The sequence below is a fragment of the Aeromonas sp. FDAARGOS 1406 genome (assembly GCF_019048565.1).
Classification (GTDB): domain Bacteria; phylum Pseudomonadota; class Gammaproteobacteria; order Enterobacterales; family Aeromonadaceae; genus Aeromonas; species Aeromonas caviae.
The window spans coordinates 37,353-60,499 of sequence record NZ_CP077378.1 but is presented as its reverse complement, the minus strand read 5'-3'; the positions used below and the strand labels follow the sequence as shown (position 1 = coordinate 60,499).

The 23,147-nt window shown below is 58.8% G+C and carries 26 protein-coding genes, 2 tRNA genes and 1 riboswitch; of the genes, 11 read left to right on the top strand and 17 right to left on the bottom strand.

The annotated features are described in order from the left end of the window. Positions 1-119: 119 nt before the first annotated feature. Positions 120-572 carry an antitoxin Xre/MbcA/ParS toxin-binding domain-containing protein gene (locus I6L36_RS00335; RefSeq protein ID WP_119197630.1) on the bottom strand — a complete coding sequence of 151 codons (453 nt, stop codon included), beginning with the start codon at positions 570-572 and terminating at the stop codon, positions 120-122. A gap of 254 nt (positions 573-826) precedes the next feature. On the opposite strand from I6L36_RS00335, the gene I6L36_RS00330 reads away from it, so the two are divergent. Together I6L36_RS00330 and I6L36_RS00325 are read left to right on the top strand one after the other, a co-directional pair. Next, positions 827-2,134, top strand: coding sequence for a Fic family protein (locus I6L36_RS00330; RefSeq protein ID WP_254052375.1), 1,308 nt, complete (start codon positions 827-829; stop codon positions 2,132-2,134). A 78-nt stretch (positions 2,135-2,212) separates the two neighbouring features. Continuing rightward, the gene (locus I6L36_RS00325) at positions 2,213-2,464 is read left to right on the top strand and encodes a type II toxin-antitoxin system Phd/YefM family antitoxin (RefSeq protein ID WP_010674977.1); all 252 of its coding nucleotides are present in this window, start codon (positions 2,213-2,215) and stop codon (positions 2,462-2,464) included. Positions 2,465-2,884: 420 nt separating this feature from the next. Here I6L36_RS00325 and I6L36_RS00320 read toward each other — a convergent pair whose 3' ends face one another. Further along, positions 2,885-3,133, bottom strand: coding sequence for a hypothetical protein (locus tag I6L36_RS00320; protein ID WP_167826046.1), 249 nt, complete (start codon positions 3,131-3,133; stop codon positions 2,885-2,887). Between the two features lie 501 nt (positions 3,134-3,634). Between I6L36_RS00320 and I6L36_RS00315 the strand changes: the two genes are divergently transcribed. The 4 genes from I6L36_RS00315 (at position 3,635) to katG (ending at position 8,329) form a co-directional block, all read left to right on the top strand. Further along, complete coding sequence (locus I6L36_RS00315) at positions 3,635-3,889, top strand: helix-turn-helix domain-containing protein (RefSeq protein ID WP_005329233.1); 255 nt, start codon at positions 3,635-3,637, stop codon at positions 3,887-3,889. Then, complete coding sequence (locus tag I6L36_RS00310) at positions 3,889-5,199, top strand: type II toxin-antitoxin system HipA family toxin (RefSeq protein ID WP_201964151.1); 1,311 nt, start codon at positions 3,889-3,891, stop codon at positions 5,197-5,199. Before I6L36_RS00315 ends, I6L36_RS00310 begins: the two co-directional genes overlap by 1 nt. A 359-nt stretch (positions 5,200-5,558) precedes the next feature. Continuing rightward, a tRNA-His gene (locus I6L36_RS00305) sits at positions 5,559-5,634 on the top strand. A 520-nt stretch (positions 5,635-6,154) separates the two neighbouring features. Continuing rightward, positions 6,155-8,329: a catalase/peroxidase HPI gene (gene katG / locus I6L36_RS00300; RefSeq protein WP_216986919.1), complete on the top strand. Its 2,175-nt coding sequence runs from the start codon at positions 6,155-6,157 to the stop codon at positions 8,327-8,329. A gap of 100 nt (positions 8,330-8,429) precedes the next feature. Here the strand turns inward: katG and I6L36_RS00295 are convergent, their stop codons facing one another. Both I6L36_RS00295 and I6L36_RS00290 read right to left on the bottom strand, forming a co-directional pair. After that, complete coding sequence (locus I6L36_RS00295) at positions 8,430-9,194, bottom strand: DeoR/GlpR family DNA-binding transcription regulator (protein ID WP_109112551.1); 765 nt, start codon at positions 9,192-9,194, stop codon at positions 8,430-8,432. A 43-nt stretch (positions 9,195-9,237) separates the two neighbouring features. Continuing rightward, positions 9,238-9,855, bottom strand: coding sequence for an HAD family hydrolase (locus I6L36_RS00290; RefSeq protein WP_201896614.1), 618 nt, complete (start codon positions 9,853-9,855; stop codon positions 9,238-9,240). 272 nt (positions 9,856-10,127) lie between these two features. Between I6L36_RS00290 and I6L36_RS00285 the strand changes: the two genes are divergently transcribed. After that, positions 10,128-10,454: a hypothetical protein gene (locus tag I6L36_RS00285; RefSeq protein ID WP_109112550.1), complete on the top strand. Its 327-nt coding sequence runs from the start codon at positions 10,128-10,130 to the stop codon at positions 10,452-10,454. After that, on the top strand, positions 10,451-10,966 hold the full coding sequence (locus tag I6L36_RS00280; RefSeq protein ID WP_109112549.1) for a phosphoribosyltransferase: 516 nt from the start codon (positions 10,451-10,453) through the stop codon (positions 10,964-10,966). The genes I6L36_RS00285 and I6L36_RS00280 overlap by 4 nt, the downstream gene beginning before the upstream one ends. A gap of 217 nt (positions 10,967-11,183) precedes the next feature. Here the strand turns inward: I6L36_RS00280 and I6L36_RS00275 are convergent. Further along, a tRNA-Ser gene (locus tag I6L36_RS00275) sits at positions 11,184-11,271 on the bottom strand. A 247-nt stretch (positions 11,272-11,518) separates the two neighbouring features. Continuing rightward, positions 11,519-11,974, bottom strand: coding sequence for a YbjN domain-containing protein (locus I6L36_RS00270; protein WP_160839247.1), 456 nt, complete (start codon positions 11,972-11,974; stop codon positions 11,519-11,521). Positions 11,975-12,129: 155 nt separating this feature from the next. On the opposite strand from I6L36_RS00270, the gene I6L36_RS00265 reads away from it, so the two are divergent. After that, complete coding sequence (locus I6L36_RS00265; RefSeq protein ID WP_109113207.1) at positions 12,130-13,467, top strand: flavohemoglobin expression-modulating QEGLA motif protein; 1,338 nt, start codon at positions 12,130-12,132, stop codon at positions 13,465-13,467. A 70-nt stretch (positions 13,468-13,537) separates the two neighbouring features. On the opposite strand, the gene I6L36_RS00260 is transcribed toward I6L36_RS00265, so the two are convergent. Together I6L36_RS00260 and I6L36_RS00255 are read right to left on the bottom strand one after the other, a co-directional pair. Continuing rightward, a complete protein-coding gene (locus tag I6L36_RS00260) occupies positions 13,538-14,119 on the bottom strand; it encodes a thymidine kinase (RefSeq protein ID WP_010674989.1) in 582 nt (193 codons plus the stop codon). Positions 14,120-14,204: 85 nt separating this feature from the next. Then, the gene (locus I6L36_RS00255; RefSeq protein ID WP_042016617.1) at positions 14,205-15,785 is read right to left on the bottom strand and encodes a Na+/H+ antiporter NhaC family protein; all 1,581 of its coding nucleotides are present in this window, start codon (positions 15,783-15,785) and stop codon (positions 14,205-14,207) included. A gap of 87 nt (positions 15,786-15,872) precedes the next feature. Further along, positions 15,873-16,044: riboswitch (Lysine riboswitch) on the bottom strand. A gap of 317 nt (positions 16,045-16,361) precedes the next feature. Between I6L36_RS00255 and I6L36_RS00250 the strand changes: the two genes are divergently transcribed. Beyond that, positions 16,362-16,760, top strand: coding sequence for an H-NS family nucleoid-associated regulatory protein (locus tag I6L36_RS00250; RefSeq protein WP_109112342.1), 399 nt, complete (start codon positions 16,362-16,364; stop codon positions 16,758-16,760). Positions 16,761-16,840: 80 nt separating this feature from the next. On the opposite strand, the gene I6L36_RS00245 is transcribed toward I6L36_RS00250, so the two are convergent. From I6L36_RS00245 to I6L36_RS00225, 5 genes are all read right to left on the bottom strand, one after another. Next, positions 16,841-17,404: a cob(I)yrinic acid a,c-diamide adenosyltransferase gene (locus I6L36_RS00245; RefSeq protein ID WP_109112341.1), complete on the bottom strand. Its 564-nt coding sequence runs from the start codon at positions 17,402-17,404 to the stop codon at positions 16,841-16,843. Beyond that, positions 17,401-17,631, bottom strand: a complete 231-nt coding sequence (locus tag I6L36_RS00240) for a DUF3820 family protein (protein ID WP_109112340.1) — start codon at positions 17,629-17,631, stop codon at positions 17,401-17,403. The genes I6L36_RS00245 and I6L36_RS00240 overlap by 4 nt, the downstream gene beginning before the upstream one ends. Before the next feature lies 1 nt (position 17,632). Further along, positions 17,633-18,304 (bottom strand): 7-carboxy-7-deazaguanine synthase QueE, encoded by a 672-nt coding sequence (gene queE, locus I6L36_RS00235; protein WP_162540560.1) that lies wholly within the window; start codon positions 18,302-18,304, stop codon positions 17,633-17,635. Positions 18,305-18,365: 61 nt separating this feature from the next. Then, positions 18,366-19,073, bottom strand: coding sequence for a 7-cyano-7-deazaguanine synthase QueC (gene queC, locus I6L36_RS00230; RefSeq protein ID WP_109112338.1), 708 nt, complete (start codon positions 19,071-19,073; stop codon positions 18,366-18,368). A gap of 22 nt (positions 19,074-19,095) precedes the next feature. Next, entirely contained in the window at positions 19,096-19,749 is a 654-nt protein-coding gene (locus I6L36_RS00225) for a tRNA-uridine aminocarboxypropyltransferase (RefSeq protein WP_174213882.1), read from the bottom strand. Here I6L36_RS00225 and rrtA point away from each other — a divergent pair. After that, on the top strand, positions 19,715-20,293 hold the full coding sequence (gene rrtA, locus I6L36_RS00220; protein WP_223915160.1) for a rhombosortase: 579 nt from the start codon (positions 19,715-19,717) through the stop codon (positions 20,291-20,293). The two genes, I6L36_RS00225 and rrtA, sit on opposite strands and share 35 nt — an antisense overlap. An 86-nt stretch (positions 20,294-20,379) precedes the next feature. On the opposite strand, the gene pyrF is transcribed toward rrtA, so the two are convergent. From pyrF to ihfB, 4 genes are all read right to left on the bottom strand, one after another. Further along, positions 20,380-21,078 carry an orotidine-5'-phosphate decarboxylase gene (gene pyrF, locus I6L36_RS00215; protein WP_052816464.1) on the bottom strand — a complete coding sequence of 233 codons (699 nt, stop codon included), beginning with the start codon at positions 21,076-21,078 and terminating at the stop codon, positions 20,380-20,382. A 121-nt stretch (positions 21,079-21,199) separates the two neighbouring features. After that, entirely contained in the window at positions 21,200-22,366 is a 1,167-nt protein-coding gene (gene lapB / locus I6L36_RS00210) for a lipopolysaccharide assembly protein LapB (RefSeq protein WP_010674999.1), read from the bottom strand. 9 nt (positions 22,367-22,375) lie between these two features. Beyond that, positions 22,376-22,660 carry a LapA family protein gene (locus I6L36_RS00205; RefSeq protein ID WP_042016623.1) on the bottom strand — a complete coding sequence of 95 codons (285 nt, stop codon included), beginning with the start codon at positions 22,658-22,660 and terminating at the stop codon, positions 22,376-22,378. A 156-nt stretch (positions 22,661-22,816) separates the two neighbouring features. After that, positions 22,817-23,101 (bottom strand): integration host factor subunit beta, encoded by a 285-nt coding sequence (gene ihfB / locus I6L36_RS00200; protein WP_005299934.1) that lies wholly within the window; start codon positions 23,099-23,101, stop codon positions 22,817-22,819. Positions 23,102-23,147 lie beyond the last annotated feature (46 nt).

The window sequence follows — 23,147 nt, the reverse complement described above, 5'->3', positions numbered from 1 at the left end:
GATATGCAAGGGGGAATGTGACTGACTCGGGTGACGTCAATTGAACAATACTTGGCTTTCTCCTGCACATGCTGGACACCGCTGTCGAGCGGTAACGCCTTCAGCGAGATAGGTCGCCATCAAACGACGACGCCATGCTCAATCTGACCGATGAGATCGATAACTGCCTGAGCTCCGACAGCGGTCGTCAGGAAAGTAGCAGGAGGGTTTCCTCCCAGCGCCAGGGCAGGTTTGTTCAACCACTCAAGCGCCTTCCCCCTGTCCCCCTCGAACAGCGACTCCGCAGCCTCCATCACACTAACGAATGAATAGATACGGGCACTCTGAGCGCGGGACAGCAGGGCCGCCGCAGTGCGCTTGCGTGTCACCGTCGAGCGGTCAATGCCAACCAGCTGACAGACTATCTTGACGTCGCAGCCCAGCAACGCAGCCAGTTCATTGACGATGGAGGGAGCCATTCCAGCCACAATGAGATGATGCGCCCCCACAAGCTCCTGGGGCAAGGCCAGCGAGGCCATCAGCCCCTTCGGTTGGCGGATCTGGCGAACAGAACGATAAGCAGCGTAGGACATGGCGAGGCGGCTCCCTGTATCATTGCGCCTTTAAACTAGCCCATCTAAACCATACCATCAACGATGCAGGACTCTTTCAAACCCCAAACGTTAACCTATGAAGCCACCGCAAAACTGCGCCAAACTTGCCACTAAAACTGGCGCAGTTTAGTTAACTGCGCCAAAATGGCGCCATATATATGAAAAACGCGCCAACAAACACGATGTCAGCGACCACAGACCTACTAGAGACTATCAGGGGATCCGAAAGCGGATTGACGCTGGCTGAACTGCTGGGCCGCCACCCGAGCATTGCCAGACGCACCGCACAGCGCCTGATAGCCAAGCTGATTGAAAGCGGCCACATCACAGCCCAAGGCGAAGGACGGGCTCGCCGCTATCATGCTGACTCCGAGAGCCATACCGAGCCCCGGATAGCCAAGGTGGACAGTTTCCCCGCGTTCATCCCACTCTCTGCCGACAGCCTGGATATCCTTGCCTATATCGACCAGCCCCCCCCAGCCCGCAAGCCCGTGGGCTATCAGCATGATTTCTTGCAGGCATATCATCCCAACGAAACCTGTTACCTGTCCGAATCACTGCGCCGTCAGTTGCACAACATGGGCAAGACCACAGACATCGATGAGCCTGCCGGCACATACAGTCGAGCGATCCTGAACCGTTTGTTGATCGACTTATCATGGGCATCGAGCCACCTGGAAGGTAATACCTATAGCAGGCTAGACACCCGTGAACTTATCGAGCACGGCAAGGCCGCGCGGGGTAAGGGAGCCATCGAAACGCAGATGATCCTGAACCATAAAACCGCGATCGAGTTACTGGTCGAAAACATCGACAGTGCCGAATTTAACCGCTACACCCTGATGAACTTGCACAGCGCCCTGGCGGAAAACTTGCTACCCAACCCTGCCGATGAGGGGCGCATTCGCCAACATGCTGTCGACATCAGTAAAAGTATCTATCGCCCGTTATCCACGGCACAACAAATCGAAGAGGTGCTGGACGAGGTGCTGAGCAAAGCCAATCAGATCCACGATCCGTTTGAACAATCGTTTTTCATGATGGTGCACTTGCCCTACCTACAACCTTTTGCCGACATCAATAAACGCACTTCCCGCCTGGCCGCGAATCTCCCCCTGTTTCGTGGCAACCTCTGCCCGCTCACCTTCCTCGATGTACCAGAACAGGCCTACAGCCGCGCCACCCTCGGTGTGTACGAAATGGCCCGCATCGAACTGCTACGCGACCTGTACGTGTGGGCTTATGAACGTTCAACCCAAGAATATCTTGCCATCAAGCGGGATCTCGCCGAACCTGACCCACTTCGCCTAGCATGGCGGGATCTTATCAAACAGACTGTCCGTGGGGTCGTCACGTCGATCCAACTTGATCCACTCAGCACCATTGAACAAGCGGTGTCAGAGAACGTCCCGCAGCAAGAGCGATCGGCCGTACAGGCACTGATTGTTGAAGAGTTGCGAAGGCTGCATGAAGGTGTTCTGGCACGCTATGGTTTACGGCCCTCGGAGTTTATCGCGTGGAAAGCGCAACATGGGCGCTGATTGATACTGTGACAATCGTCGAGTTGAGTATCTATTAAGGTATTCCATAGTGCGGTGCTCTATGCCGAGGACATCATCATGAGTTACCAAAGCCTGGCAGCCACCACTGCCAATATCACAGAGCTCAGACGCAATCCAATGGGGACCATCAAAGAGGGAAAAGGCGATGCCGTCGCCATCCTCTATCGTAACGAGCCAGCATTCTATTGTGTGCCGCCTGAGCTCTACGCCTACTATCTGGAACTGGCCGAAGATGCCGAGCTGAACCGTATTGTCGATGAGCGAGTCAAACGGTCGGAGTTCGTCAGCGTCAACCTGGAGGACCTATGATTTAGAATCCCATCCTTGCCATCACTACCCTCAGCTCTTGCAAGTCAACGTTGATCAAGCGCGGGCTGGAGATCAACGCTACGATGCCCCTTATTGTCATCGCAGCATTAGTCGCGTCATGGCCCTCCTCCCCTCATTGTGTGAGCGAACTGGCAGCGCCTGCTGATCTGGGCCCCGGTGTAGTAATAAAGGGGAATTCACTTGGGCGCTTCCGATGGAGACGAACCACTGAAAAGCAAAGGCCGTCAGGCGGCATTCCTGTCTGACTCATCCATCCGGGGTTTTCAGCGTCCAATTTTGACCACCCTGGAGTGTGTGCAACCATCCGATTTTTGGATCGAAGATCCATCAGCAGCTTGTTGTCGTGCTCGGACTTCATGCGGTAGGCTGCGCCCGGCGGCAAGACGTTAGCCTAGTGGTTCATGTCGATGATGACGCAGGGATGGCCGCCACCCGCCGGTTAAACTCGGCAAACTCTTCAGCATTATCTTCCCAACGCTCAATGCTGGCCGTCAGCAGGTCTAACAGCTGGACGTTGTTATCGTAGTCATCCACCAGCTCATCTATCAGTGCCAGCGCACTTTCGTAGTCATGCTGGTTGTCGATATGGGTGAAGTAGGGCAGCTCGGCCAAGGCCTCTCGGAGCTGTACCAGAATGGGTTTCAACATGTCAGAGTTACCTTGTTGGTTGCGCCCCCCCGTTTTCGATAACACTGGGGACCTGTCCAGTTTAGATCTTCAATGGAGGTGGCTGCTTGGTATGACACCATCACTGCATTTGCAAATTTTCCCGAGAAACCTCGGCTAGATTGGCAAAATTTCGTGCTCATCAATTCAAGAAGGTATTTAAAGAAGCGAACGCGGGTGCGAACTTGTGAGCTCCCGTGAAGCGATCGCAACAATCATGGACTCACTGACAGAGACGATCAACCGACGCACCATCGCTGCCTTGGCTTTTGTTGCGCCAACCCCAGTGCACTCCTGCTGAAACTCGTTACACCTTGTTTTAATGGCCCCTTGAATCGAAAGTGCGACACCAATACCTGAGGATCAAGGTTAAATACCGCCTTTAGCGTGTGAAAAACATTTACCGCCTAAAGCAGGTAAATATTGATATACCTGCCACAGCGTGTAAATTAAAAGAAATTACGCTACCAGGTAAGTCAAATCATGAAAGTAACCAGCGCCAAGCAACTTAGTGCCTGTCTCAAGGATGCCAGGCTTTCGCAAAAGCTCTCCCAAGGCAAAGTGGCCGGCAAGGTGGGGATCAGGCAGGACACGGTGTCCAGCTTCGAGCTCAATCCCGAGTCAACCAAGCTGGAGACCTTGTTCAAGATCCTCGCCGCACTGGAACTCTCCCTCGATATCAGGCCCCGCACCGATCCTGCGGAAAACGCCACGCCTGGCTGGAAGGAGGAGTGGTAATGGCCAGCCTGACGGTCTACATGAACGGATACCGGGTAGGTACCTTTACCAAGGCGACCAATGGTGCTCACCAATTTCAGTACGATGAATCGTGGGTGAAGTTGCCAGGCAGCCGCCCCATCTCGCTCTCCATGCCATTACGCCAGCAGCGCTACCAGGGCGATGAGGCCTATAACTTCTTCGATAATCTGCTGCCAGATAACCCGGAAGTAAGAAACCGGGTGGTGGCGCGCTATCAAGCCGATTCCACCCAACCCTTTGATCTGCTCAGTTGCATTGGCCAGGACAGCGTGGGGGCATTGCAACTGGTGGCTCAGGGCAGACCTGTGCCAGACGTTAAGCGCATTGAGTGCAAGCCGCTCTCTGACGCCGAACTGGAGCAGATCCTGACCAGCTACCAGCAAGGGATCCCGCTTGGTATGGTGAGGGAAGAGGACGATTTTCGGATATCCATCGCCGGGGCTCAGGAAAAGACCGCGTTACTCTACCTCGACAACCGTTGGTGCTTACCGCATGCAGCGACCCCAACCACCCACATTATCAAGCTGCCCATTGGCAAGATCGAAAGCCACTCCTACTCGATAGACCTCTCCCAGAGCGTAGAAAACGAATATCTCTGCACCCTGATCGCCAAAGCATTGGGTCTTCCGGTTCCCCATTGCTTCATCATGCAGGTCGGCAAGGTCAAGGCTCTGGCGGTGGAACGCTTCGATCGGCGCTACGCCACGGATCGCAGTTGGATCATGCGCCTGCCCCAAGAGGACTTCTGCCAGGTGTTGAATGTACCGTCAGCACGCAAGTACGAGAGCCATGGTGGACCGGGCATTGCTGACATCATGACGACCCTGCTGGGATCGGCCACGCCGGAGCAGGATCGGTACCTGTTTATGAAGTCTCAGGTGTTGTTCTGGCTGCTGGCTGCCACTGATGGCCATGCCAAGAATTTCTCGGTGTTTATCGAACCTGAAGGGCGTTTCCGGCTTACACCGTTTTACGACATCCTTTCCATGTATCCTGCATTTGGTGGTAAAGGATTACATCCCCGTGATGCCAAGTTGGCCATGGGGCTTACTGCAACCAAGGGCAAAAAATACGCGATAGAGCAGATATTTCCTCGCCATTTTTATCAAACGGCCAAGGCGATTGGTTTTGAACAAGTGCAGATGGAAAAAATCATCAGCGAGCTGACGGATAATCTGGATGAGGTAATATCAATCGTTCGTCAGCAATTGCCTGATACATTTCCCACTGAGATTACAGATTCAATTTTGGGTGGACTCAGTTCGAGAGCTCAACGCTTAAAACGATAATTAACCAATGTGACAAATGCCTCTTGCATCGCCCCAGGTGAGCCTCTATCGAGGCTCATTTTTTTGCGTACGAGCGAGTGAATGATCCATTTTAGATCAAAAAAACAACTAAAAATGCAGAAACCTGAAGTGCCAATTTTGACAACATCAAATTTCCTCAGCTAACCTAGAACGACATAATGGCAATAAAGCATTGATTTTAAAGCTCTATATTAATTTGATGCTTGACGTATCCTGATGACATTTTAACTATATTAACAGGTACGGCCTTCTAAGCCGTGGGTCGCAGGTTCGAATCCTGCAGGGCGCGCCATCGATGCACATGAGTTTGATTGCTGTATCGAAGGCAGATTTCAGTGGTGGCTGTAGCTCAGTTGGTAGAGTCCCGGATTGTGATTCCGGTTGTCGTGGGTTCGAGCCCCATCAGCCACCCCATTATTCCCCTCCAGGCTGGGATCAGCCTGATGAGACAGCATCACGCTGTCTGTTTGGACCGGCCACTGGCCGGTCTTTTTGTTTCTGCGCCGCCCGCTTTTTGGCGCAACGCCCCCGCCCCATCCTCTGGCGCTCGGCGCCCTGCTCAGGACGCAGTCCGGACCGCCGTCACAAAAATGGGGTTTTCTGCCCCGCTCAAGACAAGCCCTCCCCATGCCATGACCCAGCGCAAGTCCAGGTCTGATCCCTCGTGTTATGGATAAAAAAATTGATAACACGGCTGCCAGGGCGCTCCTTCCTTCTCTTATCCCTTGTACAGGAGCAGCCAAATTCGATGGCACCGATTCATCTTTTCGTAATACGGTCATCCCATCCTTAATCAATTAGCTGAAATATAAGGAGTTATTGATACCCCCCGATGCCGGTCCAAGGCCCAGCCTGTCACATGCCCCGCCGGTTGCAGGAAAAGTTCCCATACTGAGTTGTCTGCATTCCACATGACTGCCAAGGAGAGACAGAGATGAGTGAAGAAAGCAAATGCCCCTTCAACCACACCGCCGGCGTCGGCAGAACCAATCGAGATTGGTGGCCGAACCAGTTGCGGCTGGATCTGCTGCATCAGCATTCCCCCGGCGCCGATCCCATGGACAAGGACTTTGACTACGCCAAGGCCTTCGCCAGCCTGGATTACAAGGCACTCAAGAAAGATCTGGTCAAGCTGATGACGGATTCCCAGGAGTGGTGGCCGGCGGACTTCGGTCACTACGGCCCCCAGTTCATCCGCATGACCTGGCATGCTGCGGGCACCTATCGCACCACCGACGGTCGCGGTGGCGGCGGCCGTGGTCAACAGCGCTTCGCCCCCCTCAACAGCTGGCCTGACAACGTCAACATCGACAAGTCCCGTCGCCTGCTCTGGCCCATCAAGCAGAAATACGGCAACAAGATCTCCTGGGCCGATCTCCTGATCCTCGCCGGCAACGTCGCCCTGGAGACCATGGGTTTTCGCACCTTCGGCTTTGGCGGTGGGCGGCCCGACGTGTGGGAGCCGGATCAGGACGTCAACTGGGGGGATGAAATTGCCTGGCTCGGGGTCGATCCCGATCGGGTCAAGGGCGATCGCGAGCTTACGGCCCCCTTCGGTGCCACCCACATGGGCCTCATCTACGTCAACCCGGAAGGGCCCAACGCCAGCGGTGACTACATGGAGGCTGCCAAGGACATCCGTTCCACCTTCGGTCGCATGGCCATGAACGATGAAGAGACGGTCGCCCTTATCGCGGGCGGCCACACCTTCGGCAAGGCCCACGGCGCCGCGCCCGAATCCCACAAGGGGCCAGAGCCGGAAGCCGCGCCTCTGGAGGCCCAGGGCCTCGGCTGGATGAGCGACTACGGCAGCGGCCATGGCAAGGACACCGTCTCGAGCGGGCTTGAAGTGACCTGGACCAAGACCCCGGTCCTGTGGAGCAACAACTTCTTTGAAAACCTGTTCAACTACGAGTGGGAGCTGACCACGTCACCTGCCGGCGCCAAGCAGTGGGTGGCCAAGGATGCACCGGAGATCATTCCCGATGCGCACATCCCCGGCAAGTTCCACAAGCCGACCATGCTCACCACCGACCTGACCCTGCGCTTTGACCCCGAGTTTGGCAAGATCTCCCGCCACTTCTACGAGGATCCGCAGGCCTTCGCCGATGCCTTCGCACGCGCCTGGTTCAAGCTGACCCACCGTGACATGGGCCCCATCGCCCGCTACCTGGGGCCGGAGGTACCCAAAGAGGAGCTGATCTGGCAAGACCCCATCCCCGCCGTCAATCATCCCCTGATCGATGACAAGGACGTGGCCCTGCTCAAGGAGAAGATCCTGGCGGCCTCCCTGTCCGTGGCCGAGCTGGTGTCGACCGCCTGGGCTTCCGCGTCCACCTTCCGTGGCTCTGACAAACGCGGTGGCGCCAACGGTGCCCGCATCCGCCTGGCTCCGCAAAAGGAGTGGGCAGTCAACCAACCGGCCCAGCTCGCCAAGGTGCTGCAGGCCCTCGACGGGATACAGCAGACCTTCAACGCCTCAGCCACCGGCGGCAAGCGGGTATCCCTCGCCGATCTCATCGTGCTGGCGGGCGGCGTGGGGGTCGAGCAGGCCGCGAAGAGAGCCGGTGTCGCCGTGACCGTGCCCTTCACTCCGGGCCGGATGGATGCCTCCCAGGCCCAGACCGATGTGGATTCCTTCGCGGTGCTCGAGCCCCTCGCAGATGGATTTCGCAACTACGCGGGCGAGTGCGCGGGCTTCGCGGAGACCATGCTGATCGACAAGGCGCAGCTGCTCACCCTGAGTGCCCCCGAGATGACGGTACTGGTGGGCGGCATGCGGGTGCTCGGCACCAACGCGGGCAACTGCCACGGGGTCTTTACCGCCGCCCCGGGTACCCTCTCCAACGACTTCTTCGTCAACCTGCTCGACATGGGCACGGAGTGGAAGCCGGCGGCGGGCAGCCAGGGAGTCTATGAAGGCCGTGATCGCCAGAGCGGCAAGGTGAAGTGGACCGGAACCCGGGTCGATCTGGTGTTCGGTTCCAACTCCCAGCTGCGCGCCCTGGCAGAGGTCTACGCCAGTGCGGATGCCAAGGAGAAGTTCGTGAAGGACTTTGTGGCGGCCTGGACCAAGGTGATGAACCTGGATCGCTTCGACCTCGCCTGAGGACGCTGGCAGGCGCCCCGTTCCCAACGCCCCGGGAACGGGGCGTTTTTTATGGGCCGCTTCCAACCCCCGGCCTCTCCCCACTCTTCTCGCGGCGGCATCAGCCGGCGGTGATGACGGTGCAGCCCTCCCCTTCGAGCGTCTTGACCAGGACCGGATCCTGCCGGGTGCAGATCAGGTAGTCGAGATCCGCAGCGTGCAGGAAGGGGTAGGAGGCCAGGGACTCCAGCTTGTCGTCATTGCACAGCACCGCCAGCGAGCCGCAACGCTCCGCGACCCGGCGCTTGAACTCGCTGTCCTGGTAATGCACGGCGCTGAAGCCGAGATCCGAGGACCAGGCACAGATCCCCAGGAAGCCGAGGTCGAAGCGGAACTTTTTGGCCGCCTCGGCCGCCGCGATATCAACGGCCCCGCCGACCAGCGGATCCTGCTCGCCACCGAGGAGGATGGTCCTGATGCCGGGTCTCTCCAGCAGCCGGCAGGCGATGGCCGGGCTGTTGGTCACCACCGTCAGGCTCTGGTGCTCCGGCATGAGGGATGCCAGCAGCAGGTGGGTGCTGCTGGCATCCAGGAAGATCAGCTGGTTCGGTTTGACCAGGCTCAAGGCGGCCATGGCCAGGGCCTGCTTCTGCGCCACATGCTGGGTACTGCGCTCGGTCAGGGTCCCCGTCTGGGGCGACAGGGAGATGGCGCCACCGTGGATGCGCTTGCAGCGCCCCTCATCGGCCAGATAGCGCAGATCCCGCCTGATGGTCGCCTCCGTGGTGCCCAGCGGCTCCGCCAGCTCCGCCGCCATCACTTTGTGGTGCGCGGCCAGCAGATCCAGAATGAGGAGCCGTCGCTCCTCCGGTGAATACTTGTCCATGGTGTTCCCTTGTAATGGCCGGGCGATCACCGCCCGGCCCGCCTTACGCCCCCTGCCGCTGCAGTGCGAACAGTTGCAAGATGGTGTGCATGACGGCGTCCTCATCGTTCGAGCGGGTGATGAAATGGGCGGCGTCCTTGGTCTCGTCGTGGCCATTGCGCATGGCGAAGCTGAAGTCGGCGCACACCATCAGCTCGATGTCATTGAGCCCGTCGCCAAAGACCAGGGTCTCATGACGACCGGCGCCGACCAGCTGCTGCAACCTGGCCACCGTTGTCCCCTTGTGCACGCCGGCATTGGCGATGTCTATCCACTGCTGGTCGGACGCCACTATGTAGGCCTCGTCATCAAACTCGCCAAGCTGGCCCCGCAGATCCAGGCAGCGACCCTGCTCGTCATAGACGGTGATCTTCACAACGTCCGCGGTGATGTCACCAAAATCGGCGACCGTCTGCACCTGGGTGTAAGAGCGGCGCACCAGGGCTTTCAGATGATCCGGCACCTCCTCCCGGATCGCCGCGCAGGCGATGACGATATGCTCGCCCGGCAGACGCGCCAACCAACGGATGATGGCCAGGCCCAGGGCGTTACCCAGCAGCTCCTCGACCCGATCGACCTGTTTTCCCGTGCAGGGCGCAAAATGTATCCCCTGCTGCGCCATGGCGGCAACCACCTCGGCGAACAGGGCTCGGTTGTTATCCCCCCTGCTATATGAGGAAGGTGCCGTCCATGTCCGTGATGATGAGTTTGATCATGCTGTTACCTCGGATGTATGCATTCTGATCGCGGTCATTATATCGCCACAATGAACACACACAAACAAATACAGGATCATTTTTGTTCATATGAGCTCAAAATGATCATAGCATGACCTCCTCGCTCGGAGGATCCCAGGCACAGCCCCCTCCTTCGACTGTCATCCAAGGAGACCCCATGTTGTCCACACTCTCCAGTCGGCGGCCCCGGCACGAGCGGCTCGCCACCCGAGCCACCTTCTTATGCTCGGGCTTTGCCACGGCGGCCTGGGCCTCCATCATCCCCTTAGCCAAACTGAACGCCCAGATAAGCGACGCCACCCTGGGCTATGTCGGGGTGTTCTCCAGCCCCGCCCTGGTCGGCTTTGTCGCCGACGCCTTCGGTCTGCCGGCGGCCCTCCACGGCGTCGTTTTGCTGATGGTGCTGGCCCTGCTCCTCAGCAGAGGCGTGGGGCTGGCACCCCGGGCCACCCCTCTTTCTACAACCTGTCAGGAGCTGCCATGAGAAACCCTGTTTTCGGCGACGTGGTATTAAATACCGAGGACATTGCGCTCGGCGTCGAGGTCATCGCCAAACGGCTCAACGCGCGATTCACGGAGGCGGTGGTGATCACCGTGGTGCCGGGCGGCATGCTGTTTACCGCCGATGTCGTCAGGGCGCTGCGCTTTGATATCGCCATGGACTACATCTCCTGCCCCCACACTCCGGGGGAGCGCCACAATGCCTCTCCCATCGTCTTTCACAACAATGTCGGCATCCAGGGCAGAGACGTCATCCTGATGGACGACGCCATCGAATCGGGGGGTACCATGAGGCGGCTGGTCGCGCACCTGCAGGCGTTCGCGCCACGTTCCCTGTCCATCGCGACCCTGTTTGTCAAACCAGGGCGCGTGGCAATCCCCGCCGAGCAGTTTTATGCCTATGAAATGACGAACGATGATCTGCTGGTGGGCTACGGCCTGCCCTGGGAGCACAAGTACCGGAATATCCCCTATGTCTCCAGGTTGAAGAGATAACGGGACGGGACAAGGTTAGGGAGCGATAAACCGATCAGGATAAAACCTGACAGCAAGAGAAGAATTGACCAGACCACGTCCCGGTGTCGCCCGGTGTACGGCCTATGCCACTCCAGCAGGGCTAGTCCACCCGCCTGTCGATACCGGGTAGAGACCAGATTGCCGGTTACCGGAAAAACAAAAGGCCCCGTCTTGCGACGGGGCCTTTTGTTTTATTTGGCGGTGAGGGAGGGATTCGAACCCTCGATACGTTGCCGTATACACACTTTCCAGGCGTGCTCCTTCAGCCACTCGGACACCTCACCAAATTTTTACTGCTTGAAGTGGCTTTCGGAGCGCGCTGCGCGTGCATCTTGCCGACTTCGTCGGTGGGCAGCCTCTCGGATACCGCACCAAATTTTGTCTGTGGTTTAACGTGTTCAGCCAACACGGTGTTCGCTGCGCCGTTGCGCTGGAACGGGGCGTAATTTAGGGGAAAGCCCCGCCGCCGTCAACGGCTTTTTAGCCGCAGCGAACCGTTCGCACATTAAACGCACAGTTCAGGTGCTGAGGTCAGTGAACGGATTCCGGTGCGACCTGGATTTCCGGCAGGTTGAGGAAGCCAAGGCGTTCACATTCGGAAACCACTTCATGGGTGGCTGCCGTGGTGCTTTCAACGAACAGCAGGAATTGCTCGACGGTGAGACCCGCCTTGGTAAAGACGGTGTGACCCACAACGAGGCGTGGCAGGTTGTCATCGATGATGTCGAGGAACACCTTGAGGGACGGATATTGCATGTTGAGACGACCCAGTTCGGCCACCAGGGGCAGCAGCGATGAGGGGCGCACCTCCAGCTCGGATGAGAACAGCAGCCCTTCCTCTTCCACGAAGATCCGGCTCTCCTGGATGCCCTCGACGGACTGCAGGGAGACCATGTGGATGCCATGACACTGATCGCACACATAGTGCTCGATCCGGGCCTGTTGCAACCAACGCATTATCATTTCAGAGCTGGGGATATTCATCATTTTCACGACACGGTAGAGATCAAGGGGCGCAGTCTAAACCAATTTTCAGACAACCAAAAGCACACAGGCCGGATCCCCGTCGTCTCGCTTCTTTTTGACAGGCCCTGTGCCTATACTCAGCCATTCTCGTAGCGCACTCGCCTCCAAAGAGCCCGATGACCATCCAAGAAAAGTATCGCCTGCACCTCAAATCCCTCTCGGATGAACTGCTCGCCCTGCAAAAACCCATCCGCATCCTGGATGCCATCAAATGGCCCCGTCACCTGCAAAGCGACTTTCTGGCAAGTGGCGGCAAGGCACTGCCCGCCATCGACAGGCACTTCTATGAATCCCTCCCTCTGGAGTTCGATCCCCGCAACAAGTACCTTGAGCTCAAGGAGCTGAGGGACAGGATCCGCCGGCGCCTCGGCCCCCAGGACGATCTCGGCCGGATCCTGCAAGAGACGGTGGATCAGTACATGGTGGTCATCGAGATGCTGCGCCAGCGCGGACAGCCGGACTTCCAGCGCTACAGCCAGCGCCTCTACGGCTCGGCAAGCGATCACCTGCGCGGGGATCGCAAGACCCTGAAGGAGCTGGGGGCCAGATTGTGCGACATCTTCTCCCTGCCCGGTGCCCGCCACCTGGTGCGCCCCTACCCCAAGGAGTTCGAGGGGGAAGCCGCGGTGGCGAGGTTGCAGGGCAAGCTGTCGAGCTACTTCAGCGATGGCACAGTCCAGGTCAAGCTCAGCGATGGCATCGTCTCCGATGCCGCCGCCGGGGGGGATTACATCAAGCTCAACTCCCACGCCCGTTTCTCGGAGCTCGATCTGCAGGTGCTGGAGGTACACGAAGGCTGGGTTCACGTCGGCACCACCCTCAACGGCCGCCAGCAATCTTACGCCACCTGGCTCGGCGCCGGCTCGCCCCGCATCACCGCCTGTCAGGAGGGGTTGGCAGTACTCATCGAGACCCTCACGTTCAGCTCCTTCCCGGACAGGGCCAAGCGCATCTCGGATCGGGTCATGGCCATCGACATGGCGGAGCGTGGCGCCGATTTCATCGAGGTGTTCCGCCACTTCGTGGCCAAGGGGGCCAGCGAGCACGACGCCTACAAGATCACCCAGCGGGTGTTTCGCGGAGGCATGGTCGAGGGGGGCGCCTGCTTTACCAAGGATCTCTCCTATGTGAAGGGCTATGTGGAGACGGTGAACTTCATTCGCAGTGCCGTGCTGGAGGGGGTGCCGGAGATCCTGCCCATGCTGTTCGTCGGCAAGGTGACCCTGGACGACATCCCCGTGCTCTATCAGCACTATCTGGAGGGGCTCATCGACGCCCCCCGCTACCTCCCTCCCATGTTTCGCGACCTCACCGGGCTCTACGTCTGGTTCGGCTTCGCCTCCGGCATGTCACTGGTGGACATAGGTCGGGTACAGCAGCATTTTCGCCAGCTCTTCCACCGCCTGCCGGCGGCAGACCCCATCATCGCCCCTGTCGACATCGAGATCGACTGACCCCCACAGACAAAGAGGGCGCCAGATAGGCGCCCTCTTTGGTGTCCAGGCTGCACGAGCCAGCCACGGGTTACTTGAAGGCCCGTCCTTCCAGATAATGCTTGCGGCAGAGCGACACATAGCGATCGTTGCCGCCGATCTCCACCTGCTCACCGTCGCGCATCACCTGCCCCGCCTCGTTGACCCGCGAGTTCATGTGGGCCTTGTTGCCGCACCAGCAGATGCTTTTGAGCTCCTCGAACTTGTCCGCCAGACAGAGCAGGTGGTAGGAGCCGGGGAACAGTTCGCCGCGAAAATCGGTCTTGAGACCATAGGCAATCACCGGAATGTCCTGCTCGTCGACGATGCGGGCGAGCTGGTAGACCTGCTCACGGGTCAGGAACTGCGCCTCGTCAACGATGAAGACATCGATGTGCCGCTTTGCGTGACGCGCCTTGACCATCTCGAAGAGATCGCAGCTGTCGCTGAACACCTCCACTTTCAGCTCAAGGCCGACCCTGGCACTGATGACGCCGGCACCGAAGCGATCGTCGATGGCGGGCGTCATGGCCAGCGGATACATGCCACGCTCCAGATAGTTGAAGTGGGCCTGGATGAGCTGGGTCGATTTGCCTGAGTTCATGGTGGCAAATTTGTAGTGCAGTGAAGCCATGATGGGGTTCCGAAACGGGAGTGATGGGGCGCATGCTAACCAAAGCCCCTGCCAAAACCAAGGGGCCCGCAGGCCCCTTGTTCTCTTATGCGACTGCCACGGCGCTATACGCCCGGGCTTTGCGCAAATGGTAACCGGAGAAGATCAGGAACCAGAGCCCGCTCACGGTGAAACCGGCCAGCGCGGAGTGCATCAGCCCCATCACCAGGTAGCCGAGCGCCGCGCCAAAGGCGATGGCCAGGGCATAGGGCAGCTGGGTCATCACGTGATCGATGTGATGGCAACCGGCCCCAGTGGCAGACAGGATGCTGGTGCTGGAGATGGGGGAGCTGTGATCCCCGAACACGGACCCTGCCAGTACGGCGGCCAGCATGGGCAGCATCAGACTGATGTCGCTGGCGGCCGCCATGTCGCCGGCGAGCGGCAGCATGATGCCGAAAGTACCCCAGCTGGTGCCGGTGGCAAACGCCATGGCGCAGGAGAGCACGAAGACCACGGCGGGCAGCACTTCCACCGGCAGATTGCCATTGGCCAGGGAGGCTAGGTATTTGCCGGTTTCCACATCGCGCACCACGGCGCCGATGGTCCAGGCGAACAGCAGGATGTTGATGGCGGGCAGCATGGCCATGATCCCCTGCGGAGCCGCCTTCATCCAGTTGCTTGCCCCGAGCTTGAGGCGCATGGCCAGACCGATGGAGACCACCAGGCTGCACAGGGCACCATAGACCAGGGAGGAGCCGACATTGGTGTTTTCGAAGGAGCCGAGCACGCTGAACGGCAGCCCCTTGTCGGCCAGCACCGCAGCCCCGGAGTCAATCATGAAATAGACGGTGGTCAGGGTGAGGGTCAGGATGGGCAGCACCATGTCAATCATGCCGCCATTGCTCTCTTCCGGACTCTCCATGTCGAGCCCGATGGGGCGCCCCTTGGATTCGTCCCACAGCTTGCCCTCCAGTGCCCACTGCTCATGCTGGCGCATGGGGCCGATGTCGAGCTGGAAGGCGATCACCACCAGCACCATGATCAGGGTGAACACCGCATAGAGGTTCATGGGGATCATTTCGACGAAGGCGGAGATGGGGCTCTGGTCGGTCAGACCATGAGCCGCCATGATGCCGCCGACGAGGGCGATGATGTAGGCCCCCCAGGAGGAGATCGGCATCAGCACGCAGACCGGCGCGGCGGTGGAGTCCAGCAGATAGGCCAGCTTGGCGCGGGAGATCTGGAAGCGATCGGTCACCGGACGGCAGATGGCCCCCACCGACAGGCTGTGGAAGAAGTCGTCGATGAAGAAGGCGAACACCATCAGACCGGTCAGGGACTTGGCACCCTTGCGGGTCTTGGCGCGGCGCTCCGCCCACTCGGCAAATGCCCGGGTCGCACCGGAGACGCTCATCAGGCTGATGAGGCCGCCCAGCAGCAACATGAAGAGGATCATGTTGACGTTGTCACGGTTGAGCGCACCGTCGACCCAGAAGATCCTGAGCACGGTATCGAGCATGTAATGCAGGGACGCAAGGGGAGAGAACTGGTTGAGCAGCAGGCTGCCTGCGACTATGCCCACCCCCAGCGACACCAGGACGCGGCGAGTGATGATCGCCAGCGCAACGGCCAGCAGGGGGGGAACGACGGACCAACCGGAGTCGGCGTAATGAACGATGTCCATGATCTCTTTGCACCTAAAGACAACAGGTGGAGATCTACCGAGAGGATCAAAGAAACAAAACCCATGGGGAGGGTATACTCCTCAGCCCCTTCAGGTAGCGCTCCATAGTGGATGACTATGGCAGTCCTGCACCTATTAGATGCAGAACCAGCAACCCGGTATGATGGCCTGGTCACTTCGGCGCCGACTCCTTTCATCGAGCATCGCAGGCATCACCCTCCGCTCGGTTACTCATAGGCAGCGCGCCTCTACTTAAAGGTATTCGCGGCACATTTTATCGAGCCGCCGGGTGATAGCAAGTTTTTTGATTAAATTTCAAGGTTTCTGTGGCCCCCATATCTGTAAAGGTAGTCAAATGGTTCATCAAAGACTCCGCTGGCGATATTTTCATCTGACATGAATCCATTCGAAGATGTTGGCCCGTCAAACGGAAAAAAATATCCTTCATATCTATTTCAAGACTTAATTTATCAGCCTAATTAATTATTTTGGCAGGCTTGACTTGGTGCCAATCACCCCTATAAATTATCGAAAAACCAGTTCTTCCCTTAATATTTTGCTCGCGTGGTAGCCAATATGAACGAATTTCTGAAAGTGCTGTTGAATATCCGTAGCCTGCGTGCAGCTTGCCGCGATTTGACGCTGGAACAACTGGAAGAAGGCTTGGAAAAGCTCTCCGCCATCGTCGATGAACGTCGGCAAGATGAATCCGCCGAACGCCAGGCCCGTGAAGAACATCAAAAGAAAATTGCCGAATATGCCGAAATGCTGAAGGCCGCAGGGATCGATCCCGCCGAATTGGTCAACACCGTGGTGCCCGAGAATACCAAGGTCAGCAAACGTGCGCCCCGCCCCGCCAAATATCGTTATCTGGACAATGGTGTGGAAAAAACCTGGACCGGTCAGGGCCGCATGCCCTCGGTCATTGCCAAGGCCGTTGCCGAGGGCAAATCCCTGGAAGCCTTTGCCATCTGACAGCAATATCAGGCCCCTTTCCACAGCAATAAAAAAACCTCGCAAGGCGAGGTTTTTTTTATTGCCGCTTCGAGCGGTTGTCAGCCTCTGTCAGCCGCCTTGACCCAGAGGATCTCCGGGGTACCCGACGATACCAGCAGGTATCGGGCGATGGTGAAAAACCAGTCGCTCAGCCGGTTGAGGTAGGGCAAAACGGCCGGATTCACCCGCTCTACGCGGCTCAACCCAAGCAGCAGGCGCTCGCAGCGACGGGTCAGGGTACGCACCACATGTGCCTGGGCCGCCGCCCGCGAACCGCTCGGCAAAATAAAATTGCGCAGCACCGGCAACCCGGCACTGTAGCCATCGATCTGTTGCTCGAGCCTGTTCGTCCAAGCCTCGTTCACCTGCCACAGCGTATCCGTTTGCGATTCACTGGAAAATGCCAGCTCCCCGCCCAGATCAAACAGCTCCTGCTGCAACAATATGAGATCGGCCAGGAGTGTCGTCTCCCCGGCGGGTATTTCAGCCATCAACAAGCCTATTTGGGAATTCAGCTCGTCGATGGCACCATAGGTCTCGACACGTTTATCGTCTTTGGCCAGGGAAGTGCCATCGGCCAGTCGCGTGAGCCCCTTGTCCCCTTGCCTTGTATATATTCTCATTCTGACATCCTGTTAATAATGGGAATAATCATGGACTCGAGTCCATTGAGCTTTATCTCGTAGGCCAGAGCCAGAGACTCGCCCAGGGTACCGGCTGGAAAACCGCTTCGCGCCATCCATACCAGATAGGGTTCGGGAATATCGATGATGCGCCACCCCTTGTATTTCCCGTAAGGCATCTTGCTGGCCAGCGTCAGCAAGATGCGCTCATCGCTGAGTCCATCCATATCAATCGATATTCAGGTATTTATGGGTCTGGATGGAGAGTCGCCAGTTACGGGCGATGCAGGTCGCCATGGCCAGCTCCGTGGCCCTGGCTTTCTGGCTGATGGGTTGCAGCGCAATCATCACGTCGGGGCGCAGCCTGGCGGTGGCCAGCAGGGCATCCAGCTCCTCGATATGGTGCTTGGTGGCCACCGGGTGCTTGATCTCGTTGGCCCGCTCGAGGGCAGAGACCAGCACCGGCAACCCACCCTTCATGCCGATCTTGGGGGAAACAGTCACCCAGGTCTGCTCATGGGTCAGCACCTCGCTGGTCCCGCTGGTTTCGATCTGCACCTGATAACCCGATGCCACCAGGGCCGAAGAGAGCTCGCGCAAGTCGTAGAGGCAGGGCTCACCACCGGTCAACACCACGTGACGGGCCCGGTAACCGAGCCGGGTAAAGCTGGCCAGAATATCTTCCGTGCTCATCTTGCTCCAGCCGTCGGACTCATTGGAACGATCGAGCACCTCGCCAGGGGCCACCTCACGCTCGGGGTCCACCACCCAGGTGTGGCGGGTATCGCACCAGGGGCAGCCCACCGGGCAGCCCTGAAGGCGAACGAAGATGGCGGGCAGGCCGGTAAATACCCCCTCCCCCTGGATGGTCTGGAAGATCTCGTTGATTGGGTAGTGCATCTTGGTCACGACTTGCTGCAAAAGGGGCGGATTATACCCCAAACCCGGGCTAGGCACAGGCTCAGGATCCGCTTTTCTCGCCCAGTCCGCTCTTCTCGTAAAGTCTGGCACGGATGCCGCTCTTGTCAGCCAGATAGTGATCCAGGCCACGGCGACGCAGCTCGCAGGCCGGACAGGCCCCGCAACCATCTCCCTGGATTCCGTTGTAGCAAGTGAGCGTCTGGTGACGCACGGTATCGAGGTGACCGTAATGATCCGCCAGCGCCCAGGTTTCGGCCTTGTCGAGCCACATCAGGGGGGTTTCGAAGCGGATGGGGCGATCCAGCCCCAGGGAGACCGCCTGATTGAGCGCCTTGACGAAGTTGTCGCGGCAATCGGGATAGCCGGAAAAGTCGGTCTCGCACACCCCGGTGATCACCGCTTCGGCGCCCACCTGATAGGCATAGATGGCCGCCAGGGTCAGGAACAGGATGTTACGTCCCGGCACGAAGGTGTTGGGCAGGCCGTTCTCCTGGAGCTCGAAGCTCACCGGTATGTCGTCCCGGGTCAGCGCAGAGATGGCCAGCTCCCCGAGCATGGTCACATCCATTACCTTGTGGGCGGCGATCCCGAGCGCCGTCGCCAGATGGCGGGCGGTGTCAATCTCCGCCCGGTGGCGCTGGCCGTAATCGAAGGTGATGGCATGCACTTCGTCATAGCGGGCCTGCGCCTGCACCAGACAGGTGGTGCTGTCCTGCCCGCCACTGAAGACCACGACGGCTTTTTTCATGTTTTTCACTCCTCTGGGCAACTCAACGGCGGCGGCCTTGTGCAAAGTCATGCCACTGCCGGTTCAAATGGGTAAACAGGGTCATCAGCGGGGCGAAGCGCTCAGGCTCTCCTTCCCACCGGGACAACAGATGGTAGCCCGCCTCCAGGGTGGACAGTGCCTCCTCAAAGGGCTTCTTGCGAATGGAATATTGCCCGGCAATGGCGCCGAGGGTGATCCGCGGCAACCCGAGCAGTGCAGGCGAGCTGTGCAACATGCGATAGGCTTTGCGCCAGGTACCATCGAGGAGGATGAAGTGGGCTCGCACGGTGCGTCCACGCCTCAGGAGATGCTCCCTTGCCTCTATCAGGGTCAGGGCCTCCTCATCGGGCCACAGCACGTAGCACTGGACAGCGGGGTCAGCAAGCAGGGTATTGAGCCCTTCATCGTCGGAAAAGTCCTCTCCCACATGGATGCGCACATCGGTCAGGGACGCCGCCAGCAACGCAGCCGTCCCCTTGGGGTGACCTACTTCGGCAGGGTGTTGCAGAATATGGAGCGCAGCCAGGTTCGGCACCCGCTGAATATAATCGCACAGGCACGCTTTGAGGGCCCGGGTACAGCGTGTACAGTATCGGCTCTCTTTGTCGTTGGGCTGCTTCATGTTGTCAGGAAAATCGGGTCTGCTCTGGGTCATCGCGCTTTCGCTCGTCACTGCCTTGCTCTTTTTCACCGTGCCAAATCATCAGCTCGCCTTCGATCGCGACCTGATCGCCCAGGGCGAAGGGTGGCGCATCATAACAGGCAATCTGGCACACACCAATGGATGGCATCTGCTGCTCAACCTGAGCGGTCTGGCCGTGCTCTACAGCCTGTTTCAGGAGTACCTGACGGGATGGCGCCTGCCCGTGCTGCTGCTGCTGCTGGGGACGGCGGTCGGACTCGGCATCTGGTGGGGCTGCCCGCAAACCCAGTGGTACATGGGACTCTCCGGCCTGCTGCACGGCTTGTTCGTATGGGGTGCCATGCAGGACATCCGCTTTCGCCGTCACTCCGGCTGGCTGATGCTGGCGGGCGTCGCCATCAAGCTCGGTGTGGACTTTTACAGTGCCGGCGAGAGCCCTGTCTCCGCCTTGATCGGTGCCAGGGTACACATCGAGTCACACTTCATCGGTGCACTCGCCGGCCTGCTCCTCGGCCTCTTCCCCATTCGTCTGGACGCCCAGGCCGTTCACTCCTGAGCTCCCCATAGGCAAGGCCAGCCCACGGCCAAAATGCAGCAGGCCGGATCTGGGATCCGGCCTGCGCTCATTCGCCCATTACGCCGTTACCGGCAAAGCTCGGCATTGATCGCCCCAAGCACGGCGGCGGGATCCGAGGACTGGGTGATGGGACGACCGATCACCAGATAATCCGCACCCGCCTCCACCGCTGCCAGCGGCGTCATGACGCGGCGCTGATCACCGGCAGCCGATCCGCTCGGACGAATGCCCGGCGTCACCAGCTTGAATTCGGCTCCCAGCAGCTCCTTCAGCACACTCGCCTCTTCCGCGGAGCAGACCACACCATCCAGCCCGGCCGTCTTGGCAAGGGTGGCCAGGCGGATCACCTGTTCTGCCGGCGTCACATCCAGACCCAGGGGCACCATGTCGGACTGCTCCATACTGGTCAGCACGGTTACCCCGATGAGCAGGGGCGCCTTGTCGCCGTATGGCAGCAACGCCTCTCTGGCGGCACGCATCATGCGTTCGCCACCGCTGGCATGGACATTCACCATCCAGACGCCCAGCTCCGCACTGGCCGCCACCGCCTTGGCGACGGTGTTGGGAATATCGTGAAATTTCAGATCCAGGAAGACGTCGAACCCCTTGGCCACCAGTTGACGAACGAACTGGGGACCAAACAGGGTAAACATCTCCTTGCCTACCTTGAGGCGGCACTGGGCCGGTGAGATCTGCTCAATGAAGGCAAAGGCGTCGGCTTCGTGCTGATAATCCAGCGCGACCAGTACTTTGGGGTCTTGCATGTCACTTCCTATGGATTGTTATGCCACAGCCAGGCACAGCAGAGCCGGGGCCCGGTTGCACGCTGGCATCTGAAATTCTTGGGTATCCGTGCTCGCCCGGGCGCGCTGGCCTCGCTGGCGTTTACTCTCCATCCAGCCCTCGGATCGGCTTGATGGTGCCCCACTGCCGGCAGGAAGGGCATTGCCAGAACAGCGAATGGGTGGCAAAGCCGCACTGGCGGCACTTGTGGGTCGACTTGATCTTGATCTGCTCACCGACCAACTGTTGCAGCAGCTCCAGGCTCTCCTTGGCAGGCCCCTCCTCGGCACTGGCCAACTGGAAACCGACCAGCTGATAAAACCCCTTCATGGAGGGGTGGCGACGCAGTTGGCGCAGCACCAGCGCACGGGCCTGACTCAACCCATCGCGGGCCTCCACCAGATTGGCCAGCGCCAGGGTCACGCTGACCCCCGCATGATCCTCTACCGCTTTTTCAAGCAGCGGGATCAGCTCCTGGCTGCGACCAAGCTGGCGATAGCATTCGAGCAGTTTTGGCATGGCTTCGGAGGCAAAGTCGATGTCCTGCTCGAACACCCGCAGGAGCTCCTTGGCCGCATCCTCGAACCTGCCCTCCTCCATCGCCAGATCGGCCAGCCGCAGGCTGGCGCGGGCACAGGCCGGGTGGGCACCGAGCGCACGCTTGAGCTTGGCGATGCCCGCAGGCTTGTCGCCATCGCGCAAGGCACTCTCCGCCTGTTCGCAATAGAAGTGGGAAATGGGCTCGGCCAGTTTCTTGCCCTGGAATTTCTGCAGACGCACCGCCACGGCGATGGCATTGTCCCAGTCACGCAACTGCTGATGAATGATCAGGAGCTGTGCCAGAGCCGTCTCTTCGAAATCGCTGTCATCACACAGCTCTTTCCAGAGTGCTTCGGCCCGATCGAGCAATCCGGCAGCCAGAAAGTCACGGGCCAGCTCCTGCAAGGCAAGCTGACGCTGCTCACGGGTCAGCTGACGGGCGACCAGGTTCTGGTGGATCTTGATGGCGCGATCGACCTCGCCCCGTTGACGGAACAGGTTGCCGAGGGAGAGGTGGGTTTCGATGGTTTCGCTGTCGACTTCCAGCAGCTGGATAAAGAGATCCACCGCCTTGTCCGACTCGTCAGAGAGCAAATAGTTGAGGCCCGCCACGTACTGGCGGGAAAACTGGTTACTCTGTTGCTGGGTGTCCTGGCGAACACTCCTGCGGCCCATGTACCAGCCATAACCGGCGGCGATGGGCAACAGCAGGAAAAGCAGTTCAAGCATCGAGGGACATTATTCCTTGGCTGTCGACCGGGCAAGCTCCAACTCGCGAGATTGACGACGCATGGTTCGGTTCAGGGTGCGATTTTGCAGTTTGAGACGCAGGAACAGCAGACCAAATACCAGCCAGCCCAGCAGAAAACCGCCGGCGAAGAAGAACCCCAGCAACATGGAGAGCGAGAACTCCCCCTGGGCAATCAGGTAGTTGAACTGCACCAGCTGACCATTTTGAGAACCGATGGCAAGGGTCAGGACAAACACCAGCACCAGTGGAATGAGGGCCAAGATACGCTTCATGGGAGCTCCCTGTCTGTAGCGAATGAGTGACTGATTATCCTTAAAATCACAGGCAGACTCTAGCGCGAATGGGAAAAGAGTGTGAGAAACCCGACAACGGGCAGACTCCAGGCCATAAAAATGAAAAAGGCATACTCAGGTATGCCGTTTTCTGCATTATTCGATGATGTTGACGCGTTCGCGCAACTCTTTGCCAGGTTTGAAGTGCGGGACATATTTCCCGGTCAGTTCAACCTTGTCCCCGGTCTTGGGGTTGCGACCCACGCGGGGCGCACGATAGTGCAGCGAGAAACTGCCAAATCCTCGGATTTCAATCCGGTCGCCGTTTTGCAAGGTCGATGCCATCTGCTCAAGGATCTCCTTGATTGCGGCTTCGACATCCTTGGCCGGCATATGCATGCGGCTGGCTGCCAGTTGTTCGATGAGATCTGATTTGGTCATAAGGTTAAATCTCCTTCCCCGATCACATGCAATAATCATTTTGCCA